The 14080-nt window shown below is 48.1% G+C and carries 10 protein-coding genes; 5 read left to right on the forward strand and 5 right to left on the reverse strand.

Translation table 11 applies throughout. The annotated features are described in order from the left end of the window. Window positions 1–43: 43 nt before the first annotated feature. Complete coding sequence (locus N7E73_RS01025; RefSeq protein ID WP_432736881.1) at window positions 44–838, forward strand: substrate-binding periplasmic protein; 795 nt, start codon at window positions 44–46, stop codon at window positions 836–838. A 120-nt stretch (window positions 839–958) separates the two neighbouring features. Here the strand turns inward: N7E73_RS01025 and N7E73_RS01030 are convergent, their stop codons facing one another. The 5 genes from N7E73_RS01030 to N7E73_RS01050 form a co-directional block, all read right to left on the reverse strand. Further along, window positions 959–2647, reverse strand: coding sequence for a PAS domain-containing sensor histidine kinase (locus N7E73_RS01030; protein WP_432736882.1), 1689 nt, complete (start codon window positions 2645–2647; stop codon window positions 959–961). After that, a complete protein-coding gene (ercA, locus tag N7E73_RS01035) occupies window positions 2631–3791 on the reverse strand; it encodes an alcohol dehydrogenase-like regulatory protein ErcA (protein ID WP_432736884.1) in 1161 nt (386 codons plus the stop codon). Before ercA ends, N7E73_RS01030 begins: the two co-directional genes overlap by 17 nt. A gap of 315 nt (window positions 3792–4106) precedes the next feature. Next, entirely contained in the window at window positions 4107–5654 is a 1548-nt protein-coding gene (locus tag N7E73_RS01040) for a DUF4301 family protein (RefSeq protein ID WP_432736885.1), read from the reverse strand. A gap of 642 nt (window positions 5655–6296) precedes the next feature. Then, complete coding sequence (locus N7E73_RS01045; protein WP_432736887.1) at window positions 6297–8495, reverse strand: PAS domain-containing sensor histidine kinase; 2199 nt, start codon at window positions 8493–8495, stop codon at window positions 6297–6299. Between the two features lie 49 nt (window positions 8496–8544). Beyond that, the gene (locus N7E73_RS01050) at window positions 8545–9279 is read right to left on the reverse strand and encodes a substrate-binding domain-containing protein (RefSeq protein ID WP_432736888.1); all 735 of its coding nucleotides are present in this window, start codon (window positions 9277–9279) and stop codon (window positions 8545–8547) included. Window positions 9280–9629: 350 nt separating this feature from the next. Between N7E73_RS01050 and N7E73_RS01055 the strand changes: the two genes are divergently transcribed. From N7E73_RS01055 to N7E73_RS01070, 4 genes are read left to right on the forward strand one after another with little or no spacing between them, the layout of a single operon-like run. Next, window positions 9630–10679 carry a UDP-glucose--hexose-1-phosphate uridylyltransferase gene (locus N7E73_RS01055; protein WP_432736890.1) on the forward strand — a complete coding sequence of 350 codons (1050 nt, stop codon included), beginning with the start codon at window positions 9630–9632 and terminating at the stop codon, window positions 10677–10679. A 1-nt stretch (window position 10680) separates the two neighbouring features. After that, entirely contained in the window at window positions 10681–12015 is a 1335-nt protein-coding gene (locus tag N7E73_RS01060) for a galactokinase (RefSeq protein ID WP_432736893.1), read from the forward strand. A gap of 2 nt (window positions 12016–12017) precedes the next feature. After that, complete coding sequence (locus N7E73_RS01065; RefSeq protein ID WP_432736894.1) at window positions 12018–13046, forward strand: LacI family DNA-binding transcriptional regulator; 1029 nt, start codon at window positions 12018–12020, stop codon at window positions 13044–13046. After that, window positions 13043–14074: an aldose epimerase family protein gene (locus tag N7E73_RS01070; protein WP_432736895.1), complete on the forward strand. Its 1032-nt coding sequence runs from the start codon at window positions 13043–13045 to the stop codon at window positions 14072–14074. The genes N7E73_RS01065 and N7E73_RS01070 overlap by 4 nt, the downstream gene beginning before the upstream one ends. Window positions 14075–14080: the final 6 nt, after the last annotated feature.

Genomic DNA, 14080 nt, shown 5'->3' on the forward strand with positions numbered 1-14080 from the left:
AGCGGAGATTTGCAGAAGTTTACTCCAACTACAGGGGATAATTATGGCTACATCAGCAACTGCAGCAACAATCAGAATACCTTATTTTGCCATAACAATTCTGCTTACTCTCTCCATATTTCCCACTTCAACCATGGCAGCGGACATACTTGTCGGCGGAACCGGCTACTGGACGCCGTATTGTTACACAACTCCCGATGCACCGGACACCCTCAAAGGTTTTACAGTTGATATTTTGAAACAGATTTTTCAGGACAGCAATGATCAGGTTAAATTCATGGTCCTACCGTGGAAGAGATGCCTCAAGATGCTCGACCACAGTCAGCTGGACCTGGTCCTTGATGGAAGCCGCGATTCAAAACGTCTGCAGAAATACATGTTTTCTGATGAGGTATATCAACTGGATAATGTGTTCTTCTACCTGACTAAAAACTATCCCAACGGACTGATGCTGCAAGACAGCTCGGAAATAGGGAAGTACACTCTCGGCGGAATTACAAGCCTGAATTACAGTATGTATCCATTTCCTGAATCTAGCGTTCAGCATCGTGCAGCCAATATGAAAGGCATGGTTGCCATGCTTAGATATGACCGCTTCGAACTTGGTATAGCTTTCAAACAGATTCTCTTCTCCAATGCCAGGATGAACAACTACAGCATGAAGGGAATAAGCTTCACAGCTATTCCGGAAATGAATCCCCTGCGTTTTTATATATTCGGAAACAAGAACGAGAAAACAAAACTGATCATCAATAAAATTAATAAGGGGTTGGCCGAGATGCGGGACAGCGGAATCATTTCAAAACTTCAGAGAAAGTACGGACTGCCTGAAAATTAACTCGACAGTCGCAATGAACTATTACAATACAAAATTACTATGCACAGTTCGTGATATTTAATTTTAGGAAGAAAATAGATGGCTAGCATACTATTATGCTATCATGGAAAAAAACAAGTATCAGGAGGGTGAGATCTGGCATCCATTGTTGCCGTTACAGTGGTATATCGCCGGAAGTTTAATCACAACCTTCATCCCCTTACCTGGGCTTGTTTCAATATCAAAAACCCCTTTATGCTTCTGGGTGATTATGAAATAGGAGACAAAGAGACCAAGCCCGGTTCCTTCCCCGGCCGGTTTGGTGGTAAAAAACGGCTCAAGGGCATTTCTTCTGGTTTCAGCGTCCATTCCCGGGCCGTTATCTTCAATTTCCAGCCTTACATAATCTTCTTCTGGTTTCAGCCGGACGGTAATTACACCTCTGCGTCCGTTTCCGTTACCCAAATCATAATAGATAGCCTGAACAGAATTCTTGATCAGATTGATCAACACCTGCTCAATTTCAGAAGGCGAACAAAGGATCTCGGGTATGGAGTTGTCAAAATCACGAATTATCTCAATACCCTTATCTCCTGACTTACGATAAATATCATATCCGCTGAAAGAAAGGTCTATGGCTGTTTCGACAACGTTTACAATATTTGCGCACGTCTTCTCGCCCCCGGACTGACGACTGAACTGCAGCATATTGGAAACAATTCGGGCAGCTCTTTCTCCCATCTGCTTTACGGAATCAAGCTTCTGGTTAATACCCCGTATTTCGCAATACTGGTGAAGCTTCTCAAACTGAATGCCCAATTCTTCCGCAACAGCAATATTCTTACTGAGATCACCGGAAATGCGCCGCTGAATATTCTGTACGCCCTGAAGAATTCCTCCGAGAGGATTGTTGATTTCGTGGGCCATACCTGCTGCAAGACCACCCACAGTCATCATCTTCTCGGTCTGAACCATGACTTCTTCCATGCGCGTACGGGCGGTAATATCATCAATACGGATAACAGCTCCGGATTCCTCATCAGCCTTGAACGGGAATACCACTATTTCAAAAAAGACCGTCCCTCTGCCCCGCTCAACGTGAAAAATCTCGGTTCCGCCATCCAGATCACCCTTTATTGTGTTGGAAATGAGCCGATAAAAACGCCTCAACTCCGGCATCATGTCAAAAACATACTGACCTTCGGCTTCACCTGCAGGAATACCTGTTTCATTGGCGGCATGCGCATTCCATAAAACAACGTTTCCTTTGTCATCCACGCCGACCAGAATCGACTGCATGGAATCAATCACATTCCCAAGATAGTTGCGCGCCCTGCGCAATTCCCGTTGATCTGCAAGCCTGCGGCGGACATCGCGGGCCACCATGACTATATACAGCCGACCGCCAACAAAATGGACCCTCAAGGTCATCTCGACCGGGATGCGAGAGCCTCCCCTGCACAGAAGATCGGTTATCGAAACGTCTTCCTTCTCCCATGACGAGTAAACCTCGTCATCGGTCAGGACTTCATGCAGCAGAAAACATGTTTCTTCCGGAAAGACCAGTTCCGGGGGACTATCTACAAGTTCATCGCGAGAATATCCGGTTTTATTCAAGGCAGTCTTGTTGATGTCGGCAAAACTCCATGAAAAGGCATCAAGAACAAACAAGGCATCGTTGGCGTGCTCAACCAATGCCCTGAATCGCTCAAGCTCATTAATCCTTTCGCGAAGCTCAGGATAATAGCTTTTACGCATGGAATTTTCGCCAAGCCCTATGAGCTTGTTGCGAACATTTTCATTATTGTCCGTCTTAGAACGCCGCTTCATAGATTTTCTCTACATCCTCCTGAGAGAATTCCACAGGGTTTGTCACCATGCATGCATCCTTAAGAGCCAGTTCTGCCAGTTTGGGAATCTCGTCCTTTTCAAGCCCAAAATCCCGTAAAGATTTAACTATCCCAGCCTTGGTCCGCAAGTCGACTATACTTTCAACCAGATCATCACAAATGCGCTCGGCACTTTTTCCTTCAACATAAATACCCATTGCCTCAGCAATATGAGTATACCGTTCGGTGGCATGAGGGAAATTCGCCCTTACGACATAAGGCAGGAGTATGGCGTTGCACTCCCCGTGCGGAAGGTCAAGGTGCCCGCCAAGGCTGTGCGCCATGGCATGAACAGCACCGAGAATGGCGTTCGAAAAGGCTAGCCCAGCCTGCATGCTGCCAAGCATTACATGGCCGCGATACTCAATATTGAGTGGTTCCTTGATAGCCTTGACTAGATATTTCCTTACAAGCTTGATGGCATCAAGGGCGAGAAGGTCGGTGAGGGCTGAGTTGGCATTCGAGGCATACGCTTCCATGGCATGGGTCAAGGCATCCAGCCCGGTCGCAGCGGTAAGCTGAGCAGACATGGTCGTTGTCAGCTTAGGATCAATAAGGGCAGCGTCGGGAACCATGGCCTTGCTTACAATACTGATCTTAACATCACGCTTGGTGTCGGTAATAATCGCAAACTGGGAAACATCCGCAGAACTCCCGGCGGTAGATGGTACACATATTAGTGGTGGACCGGGGACTTCAACCATATCAACACCTTCGAAAGACAATATATGTGCATTATTAGTCGAAACAATGCCAATCCCTTTGGCGCAATCCATCGGGCTGCCGCCACCGACAGCAACTATGCAGTCACACCCGTTCTCATGGTAGATTTCAGTACCCCGCATGACCTCGTCATCTCTAGGATTCTCCGAGACCTCACTGAAAACCACTGTTTCCACGCCGGACTTTTCAAGACTATTCTTAACCGCCGTGACCCAACTGCACTTTACAATTCCGGGGTCTGTTACAATTAGAGCTTTACGGACTCCAAAATTCTCGGCGTATTGGCCAGCCAGCAGGGATGACCCCACCCCGAAAATCAATTCCGGAGCGACAAATTTTCGCATTGCAATAACTTCTTTCACTGCGCCCCCCAACTCAGAAGTAACTATCCAAAACACATTATACCAACACCGGACCAAATTCACATGATCATGTTAAAATTTAACCTGTTTTTGACATATTAATCAACACAAACTATTAATGACAATCAAAAAGCACCACTCACACCGTATGCATAAATCAACATTCAGTAATTCAACCATATCATTTTTATCAGAATAATTATGCCATTCCAACCATACGAAAAGGCCGAAATCCCACATCCCGCATGAGATTCCGGCCGCCCTTGAAGCAAAGCCCTGCAACAGGACAGGACTATTGTTTTCATTTAAAAACTTTTAACCGCGATGATCTTCCTTGAGCAGATCGTTTACTGTCTTTACCGGTGAAAACGTGCTCAGGGGGACTTCCACAAACTTGGTTATCCAGCCGGCCATGGATCCGTTCCATAAGCCAGGCAGTTCCATCGCCTTGAGCTTACGTCCTTCTTTCGACTTGGTGGAAATGAACCCGGTATCAGCATCAACGTAATCATGCAGATTGTAACGTTCCCCGCGGTGATTCCGAACACCGCAAACCAGATCAACAGGATTGAAATGTGTTGCTGAATTGAGAATTCCCGCCTGCTGAGGATCATCCATGTCCACCTGACTCTTTTCAACTATCTGGGCAGTGGCAACGCCGTCTTCATCGCGAACCCAGAAAGGACCGCCGCCGGGTTCGCCCTGATTACGCACCATGCCACATATCCTGACAGGTCTGGACAGCCGGGACAGCAGCATTTCAATCTTTTCTTCAAGCGAAAGAATACCGAAGTCTTCCGGAAGCCGCATATCAAGCCGGGTGACGGCAAACAGGGCAACCGCTGCCACTTCATATTCACCGCAATTGCGCCCTTCCAGCATGTTTATGCATTCAAATATCTCTGATTGTAACTGAACCAGCAAACCTCCGAGCAGCTTCTTGTATTCAATAGTCTCACCCTTTAAGGTGTCAGGAACAACATTGTCGATATTCTTCAAGTAAACAATATCGCCACGCATTTTATACAGGTTGCCCAGCAGGGCACCGTGACCGGCCGGGCGGAACAGGATCTTGTTATCGGAAGTACGGAAAGCCTTATTGTCCATGTCCACGGCAATCGTATCGGTTTTTGGGCACTGCTCTGAAAAGGATATATCAAGCTTATGCCCAGCAAACTTTGCCCTGGCCTGTTCAATATGGGAATGGATGGCTTCGCGGTGTGACGGACTCACTGTGAAATGTACGCGGGCCTTGCCTTTACCGCACCTTATATATTCAACTGCCTCGGCAATATGTTCTTCAAAAGGAGTACGTCCGCCATCTTCATAGCTGTGAAACGGGATCAGTCCCTTGGGAAGGGATGCATAGTTCAGTCCCCGGTCGGTAAGCAGATATTCAAGAATTGTCACATGATCCTCAATGGCGTAACAGTCTTCAAGATCCCTGCCATCTGAAGCCATGACGTCTTTCAAATCATTATAAAAAGGAAAAACAGGGAGGCTGTCCATAAAAGTCTGAACCAACTCAGCATCCTTTTCTCCAAGCTCCACACCGTCCTTTTCAAGATTCATTTTGGCCAGAAGATGCTTGAACATGCGTGTGGCTGCACCTGAGGCAGGCACAAACTTGGAGAAACGTCCTTCTTCGGCAGCATCCTCATAAATTTCGAGCAAGGCTTCGTGGTCTTCTGCGTTGATCTGGTAAATCCCATCTCCGGGAGTGCAGGCCCTTTCAAGACGAGTAGCGGGAAAACCGACTTTGAACCTTTCAATCTGTTCCGCCATTGCTTTGGCAGAAATACCGCCGTCCAGAATATCCTTGAAACTGTTCTCTAATTCGCGGAGTTCGTTTTCAGTAGTCATGTGGACCTTCCCCGTTACGGTTAAAAACAGATGTAAACACAGTCACTTATCCACAAAAGCACCCCCCCGAAAAGGCAAAGATGGCACTTGAATACCTACCCCTTAACACAGTTTTTCATGAGTGTTTAGTCCTGAAATAAATTAAATTGCAACTTTTTTGCTTATTTTCGAGAATACAGCTACTTATCACAAGATGTTGATATAAAAGGAATTTATGCAAAGAATAGATATAAACTGTCAGGATAACGTAAAAAAGAGTCAGTCACGGTTATCAAATGATTGCGGATGTGTGACACCACCTTCCTTGAGGGGAAGAGACAGGCAGGATGTGCTCAATTAGTGCACTACAGGGCATGAAAAATGAGAAAAAAGCGGAATAAGATAATTCACAACAAGCGAGATAAGGACAGTCATGAGCTCCCAATGATTTCTTTCCAGTATAGTCTCATGGGAACCCCAAAATACGGTTTTATAAACTCTACAGCCGTTAATCCTGTATCAAGACTTCTACACACGACGACTGAGTATGAGCCACTCTCATCCAGTTTTTTAAAGCAATATTTCATTCACGGGCATAATCAGCATAAACATCAGTACAATTATGTTTACGGATATCATTGCCCGTTATACAGGTTTTCGCGTCTACCCTGCTGCAGGCAAATAATTCGCAACCGGTATTTCCACAGTAAACAACGCCCCGACACCTTCGCTGCTCTCTATATGGATATTTCCGTCCATTGATTCAATAAGCTGCCTTGATACGGCAAGACCGACTCCAATACCCTCAATGCTGGATTCCTTTCCTGCAAAACGGGTAAACGGATTAAAAATTTCATCATGATTTTTTTCCGGTATACCGATTCCTGTATCTTCAACCATAAGCGCAAGCATACCGTTATCAGTTACCTCTCCACGGACTGAGACTGTGCCGCCTATCCTGTTATACTTTACGGCATTGGACATGATGCTGAGCAGAACCTGCTTGAGGTAAGTAAGGTCTGCCCTGACAGGCGGAAGATTCTTGATTGACGGTTCGATCTTAACCGTAACGCTGCTCAAGGTGGCCTGTTGCTCAAGAAGCTCTCTGCACGCCTCAACCACTCTGTCTACGCTGACTGATTCAATATTAATCCTAAGATTTCCGGACTCAATCCTTGAAAAATCCAGCACCTTGGTAATCATCTGCATCAGATGCATACCGGCAACTTTTATATGCTCCACCTGTTCAATCTGCCTGGTTCCGAGTGATTGTTCCGCTCCATCAAGCAGCAAATCAGAAAATCCGATAACCGCGTTCAGCGGGGCACGCAGCTCATGGCCCATTCGGGTCAGAAATTTAGTTTTTGCCCGGCTGGCCCTGTCTGCATCCTTGAGGGCTTTCTTCAGCTGATCCTCAATCTTTACTCTGTCCGTTATGTCCACAAAGTTTTCAAGAAGATACAGTTCTCCCCCTCGATAAAGAGGCACTACACTTTTCAAAACCGACTTACCGTTTGCAAGCAGTCGTACGGCATGATCGACTTTCTGCTCCAGATCTGTAACGGGGCAACGTCCCACCTCAGCAGGACAGATATATTTGTGGCAGACAGCCCCGATGGCTTCTTCCCTATCCACCCCGATAACAGCTGCAGCAGCTTCATTCATATCAACAATGGTGTGGCTTTCAGCATGAATGACTACAACCCCGGCCTGTACCCCCTGCAGGACGGCATTGGCATACATCTGTTCTTCATGCAGCCTGTCTTCCATCTCCAGTCGGTGAGATATGTCCATGAAGGCTTCCAAAACAAGCCTTTCACCAGCCAAAGAAATATTAGTCGCATTTTTTAGAACAGTAAGTTCCCGGCCCTTACAGGTCTTGATCCGGATCTCGGCGACATGGGTCGGGCTTAATTCGTTTTCAAAAGGACAGGCTTCCTCTGATGACAGGCAAAAAAGATTGCTACACTTACGGTTTAAAATTTCATCGGGTCCAGATGCTTCAAACAGTCTCAAAGCTTCCGTATTTGCGCGGACAATATCCTTTCTATCGTTAACAATAATAATTCCGACAGGTATTGAATCAAGGATGATCTCAATAGCCAGTTTGGCCTCCTCAAGGTTGCTGGCCTTCTGCTCCCGGTCATTGAGAATATTTTTTAGACTCGTAAATATGCGTAAAAAAAGTAGTAAACAAATTACTAAGGTAGAGCCAACCAGAGCTAAGCTGACTATGTAAATCTGCCGAACAGTTTTATCCTGCAGAGAAGAAAGCCGCAGTATTTCCCTCTGTGTTTCATAAAAAACCTTGCTGGCTGATTCTCTGGCCCTCAGTATCAGTGCCTCCACCTTCATGTACCTGACATGGAGGTGATCAGAAGGCTGCCCGTCTTCATTGCTGCCACCAGTCTCAAGCAGCATTTTTTTGCGGCCTGCTATTTCGTCGACAGCTTCCTCAAGCTCAATAATTTTAGGAGTAAGATCAATAACCTCAACTACGTATCCATCATCCTTCCCCCTGGAGAAGGATATGTGTTCTTCAATCTGGTCAAATTCATAAAAATTGGCCGGCAGGGTATTTGTAAACACACCTCCGTGATGCAGTATGCTCAAAATATCTGAGATACTGCTAACGTCATTCTTTATCATGCCTTGCAGAAGGTCGACACTGCGGACATCCTCGGAATCAACTATCTTGCGCAGGTCAAGCTCAATCATGAGCAACCTGTTCAATACAGCTTTGCCCAGAGAAGCCCGGGCCTGCTGGTTCTGTATGCTATGCTGGTATTTTGAAAGCTGGTTGAAACGATAATTCTCTACCACAATGAAAACGACAAAAGAAAAAAGAAAAGTAAGGCTCAAATACAGAACCTTACGGATTACAGTTTTCTCAAACAGGGTCTGAAATCTTCTATTTGACATCATAGAGGCCGTATTTATTAAAAATCTCCCGCCCCTTGTCGAGAGCGGCATAACTCATGAATGCCTTCGCAATTTCCGGGTGTTTTGAAAATTTGAGCAACCCCAGCATCAACTTGTTTCTATGAGCATATTTTTCATCAATAGGCAGGACCGTAACTGCATCCCGGTTTTCAGGCCATGTTGATGTTGCATACCAGTTTATAACCAGATCAGCCTCATTGTCCCTTAACACCCGAACCAGATCCTTCGAATCTGTGGTCAACAGCTTTGCATTCTCAACGGCCTGATCAAATATTCCCCTTTTAACCAGAATCTTTTTGGTTTCCCTCCCTATGCTGCCGCTTTCCGGGTTTCCCATGACAACATAATACCGGGGGTCGAGCATACTCTCAAGAGCTGCCGGAATATTTCGGGGGTTGCCCTTACGGGTCATCATGGCAGCCTTGTTGTAGCCCACATGAACAGCTTCAGTAACTAGACCCTCCTGGACGCATGTCTTGATGTACGAATCAGAGCCGGGAAGATACAGGTCCCCAAGCTGATTAGCCTTCAGTGATTTAAGGAGATTTCCGGACCCACCTTTGGTTATGTAGATTTTGCAGTCGTATTCTTTTTCAATTATCGCAGCGATTTCAGCCATGGGTTTAATCATGGTTATTCCGCAGTAAATCAGCAGCTCCTTTTTAGCTGAGGTCTGCCTGTCACCGCAAGAAACAAGCAACATGGAACAAACCGCAAACAAGCCGACAATAAATGACAAATTGAATTTTCTTCCGGACAGCAAAACAAACCCTCCCGTTGCTGCAACAACCTGATTTCACCAATATTCTCAAAATTGGGCAACATGTCATATTATAGTAGTAGATTTCACTTATAGCAGCAAGATACACTTTGAATCAGTTATAAATTAAAACTTTTTACAGACTGCTGTTTCATAAAAGACACACTGACTTCATCGACAACCACATTTTTCCAACCTGCCTTATTGACAAGATAACCGACTGCGTAGATACTATCGAAAACGTTTGCGGTTTCGTTTGCATAAATTTCAAAACTTCAGTCGGAATCAGATTCATGCAGAACAAGCTTGAGGACTACCCGCATAAAAGGTTCAACCCCCTGATCGGGGAGTGGGTGCTTGTTTCCCCGCACCGAACCAAAAGACCATGGCAGGGAAGGCAGGAAAAAACGACCGGAGCTGAACTGCCGGACTTTGATCCAGAATGTTACCTCTGCCCCGGAAACACGCGCAATACCGGCAGTGTTAATCCTGACTACGAAGACGTCTTTGTCTTCGACAACGACTTTCAAGCCCTGCTCGCTGAATCGGTTGAACCTTCAACGGATGACTGCGGGATCTTCCGGGTTGAGCCTGAAAGCGGAATCTGTCGGGTAGTATGTTTCTCGCCGCGTCATGATCTGACCATATCACGCATGAAACCGCAGAGTGTGCGCAAAGTAGTTGATGCATGGTGCGGGCAGTACCATGAACTTGGAAACCGTGAAGACATCGGCTACGTACAGATATTCGAAAACCGGGGCGACATCATGGGCTGCTCCAACCCGCATCCGCACGGGCAGATCTGGGCGACACGTTCTGTACCGACCATCCCGGCAACCGAAGATTCCCATCAGCTCGAATTTCAGCAGAAAAATGCAAAGTGCCTGCTCTGCACCTATCTTGAAAAGGAAGTCGAATCCGGGGAAAGAATCATTTTTGAGAACGAATCCTTTGTCGCACTGGTCCCCTTCTGGGCTGTGTGGCCCTTTGAGACCATGCTCCTTCCCAAGAAACACCTCGGCTCCATGACTGAGATGACGGACATCCAGAAAGATGATCTTACTGAGGCGCTTGTGCGTATGGGGACACGCTTCGACAACCTTTTCGAGACCTCATTCCCCTACTCCATGGGCATTCATCAGCGTCCGACAGACGGTCGGCATGGCGATCACTGGCACTGGCATATCCATTACTACCCTCCGCTGCTGCGCTCGGCCACGGTCAGAAAATTCATGGTAGGTTTCGAAATGATGGGTATGCCCCAGCGTGACATCACCGCCGAGCAGAGCGCAAAACGCCTGCGCGAACAGCCCGAAATCCATTTTCTAGACCGGGAAGACTAACATGCATCCGATTTACGACCTGCGGTCGCACCTTGATCAAAACGGATTCGACCATGAATTGAGTCTCATCCATTCCAGAGCCCGGCTTGATGAATCCAGAGAACGTTTGCATCGGCTGCTGACACGCATGGAAACGTCCTTCAATCCAGAAAACGCAGGGATAGCCAGTGCGCCGGGACGTACTGAAATGGGCGGCAACCATACGGATCACAACCACGGGCATGTACTTGCCGCTGCGGTGAATCTGGACTGTCTGGCCGTATTCTCCCCAACCGGAGACAACCGGGTGACAATACTTTCCGAAAACTACGACAGGCCCATCATAGTGGACCTTTCTGATACTTCTCCACGTCCGGAAGAAGAAGGCACAAGCGAGGCCATAGTTCGTGGCGTTGCCGACGGATTCCGTAAGGCTGGATTCAAGACCGGCGGGTTCAACTGCTGCGTGTCCAGCACGATCCCGGCCGGGACCGGATTGAGTTCCTCAGCGGCATTCGAGGTTCTTACCGGCAGAATTTTCAGTTTTCTTTTCAATGGGGGACAGGTAGGTGCACTGGACATAGCCCGTATCGCCAAACGATCCGAGAACATCCACTTCGGCAAGCCCTGCGGATTCATGGACCAGATGGCCTGTTCATTTGAAGGCATACTGAGCATAGACTTCAACAACCCTGATAATCCGGGGATAACGCGGGTATCACCGGGGTTTCCCCCGACAGATTGTTCGGATGGATTTTACGGCACCGGCTACCGCCTCTGCGTTGTGGATACCGGGGGAAGCCATGCAGACCTGACCCCGGACTACGCCGCCATTCCGGCTGAAATGACTGCTGCAGCCCGTTGTCTTGGACATAGCGAGGCACGGGGGATTTCCGCCAGCCAAGTGCTCGGTAAAGTAGAGCTTATCCGAAAGCAGGTCGGAGACCGGGCAGTTCTCAGACTGCTCCATTTTATCGGAGAAGATCACCGGGCAGTTCAACAGGCGGCCACACTGCAGAAAGGCGACATGCCGGGATTTTTGAGGCTTGTTTCCGAATCAGGAAATTCATCCAGCCACCTGTTGCAGAACTGTTACAGCACCACCGATCCCTCCGAACAACCTATCCCCCTTGCCCTGCACCTTACAGAACTAATACTTGAATCAAAGGGCATAGCGAGAGTTCACGGGGGAGGATTCGCCGGAACAATTCAGGCCTACGTACATGACTCATGCTTTAATAAATACAAAACAACCATGGAAAAACTTTTCGGCGCAGGTTCTCTCATCGAGCTGGAAATTCGCCAACCGGGGAACGAATTCCTGACTATCGGCAGAAACGGGAAGAAAGGTAGCTGAACGTGGCCCAGATTACCCTCAAAGACCTAGCCCGCAAGCTCGGAATTTCACCTTCCACCGTATCACGAGCTCTGCATGACCACCCGGACATCAGCGACAAAACCAAACGGATTGTCATGGAGGCATCGGAAAAATACGGCTACCAGCCAAACCCGATAGCCCAGAGCCTGAAGAAGCAGCGCAGCAACACCATCGGGGTCATTGTCCCTGAAATTAAGCACAATTTTTTTGCAACGGTAATCAGCGGCATTGAGGAAGTCGCCTACGATGCCGGCTATATCATCATAGTATGCCAGTCCAACGAGACCCTGCGCCGAGAGATGATGACGACCAAAGCTCTGGCAGCCAACCGGGTAGCCGGACTTATCATGGCCATATCACTGGAAACAACAAGCAGCGATCACATGAAAGCTGTCATGCGTCAGGGCATACCGCTCGTCCAGTTCGACCGGATTGTGGAAGAACTGAACACCAGCAAGGTCATCATTGATGATTTCCGTGCTGCCTACCGTGCAACCAGCCACCTTATCGACTGCGGATACAAGCGGATCGGATTTCTTGCCGGAAAGGAGGGGATTGCCCTCAACAAACTGCGCTTCAACGGCTACCTTCAGGCCCTCAAGAACCACGGCATTCCCTTTTATCCCGAACTCCATACCGGTACCGGCGGATGCCGGGAGGAGGATGGACGCATAGGAGCGGAAATTTTCCTTTCCATGCAGAATCCGCCGGACGCAATTCTCGCCATCAACGACCCGGTCGCGATCGGGGCCTTTATTCGTTTTCGCGAGGCAGGCTTACGTGTTCCCGACGATATAGCCCTTGCCGGATTCTCAGGTTCCCCTGAATCAGCCCTCGTTGAACCGGCCCTGACCACTATATCCCAACCTGCGTTCGAAATGGGCAGAACTGCCGCGACACTCCTTTTCAAGCAACTGAACAGCGATGATGAAAATTTCGCCCCGGAAACCGTAACCCTTGAAACCGAACTGCTCATCCGCGGCTCCAGCCGGAAGAAGGAGGATATGTGAGCGTTTCGAAAAAGCAATGGGGCAGGACTGCCGACGGGAGCGAAGTATTCCTCTACACTCTCCGCAACCGGGCAGGTCTTGAAGCAGAAATCTCCACTTTCGGAGCAGCACTGACTGCTCTGAAAATTCCCGTGAAAGATTCAGCCGTTGATGTGGTTCTGGGATATGAACGATTTGAAAATTATGTTACGGACAAAACATATTCGGGTATTACCGTAGGCAGGACAGCCAACAGGATTTCAGGGGCATCCTTTAGACTGGACGGCACTGAATACCATTTGGAAAAGAATGAAGGAGAGAACACCCTTCATGGCGGTCAAAGCGGCCTGGGAACCAGAATCTGGTCGGCTGATGTATCTGAAGATGAAGATCGACCGGCAATCCGCCTGACATATTCCAGCCCGGACGGAGAAGGCGGATATCCGGGAAACCTGCTGGTCGAAGTAATCTATACCATGTTCGAAGACGGGCTGCGAATCGACTATCTGGCCGAAACCGACAGGCCCTGCCCGGTTAGCCTGACCGCGCACCCGTACTTCAACCTTAAGGGCGGTGGAAATAATCTTAGCGGACACGAACTGACCATTCATTCCTGCAATACGCTTGAACTGGATGCAGAACTCATCCCCACGGGGACAATTACGGATGTACACGGAACTCCCGGGGATTTCACAGTTCCGGCACCTATGGATGGGAGTGATCCGGATAATCCGGCACAACATGACAGGTACTATATTCTGGATAAAGTAAGCGGAGAAATGTCGGTGGCTGCATTAATCAGCTGTAAATCAAGCGGGCTTGAGCTTGAAATTTCCACGACCCAGCCTGGACTGCAGTTTTATTCCGGCGACGGAATTGAGCCCGGTACTGTCGGCAAAAAAGGATGCGTTTACGGACCTCGCGCAGGGTTCTGCATCGAACCTCACGGTTATCCGGACGCACCAAACAGAAAGGAATTTCCCTCCGTGATCCTGCATCCCGGAGCGACTTACATGCATTCAACAGAGTACAGGTTCCGACACATTTAGGCCGGA

It is taken from the genome of Maridesulfovibrio sp. FT414 (assembly GCF_050916235.1).
Classification (GTDB): domain Bacteria; phylum Desulfobacterota; class Desulfovibrionia; order Desulfovibrionales; family Desulfovibrionaceae; genus Maridesulfovibrio.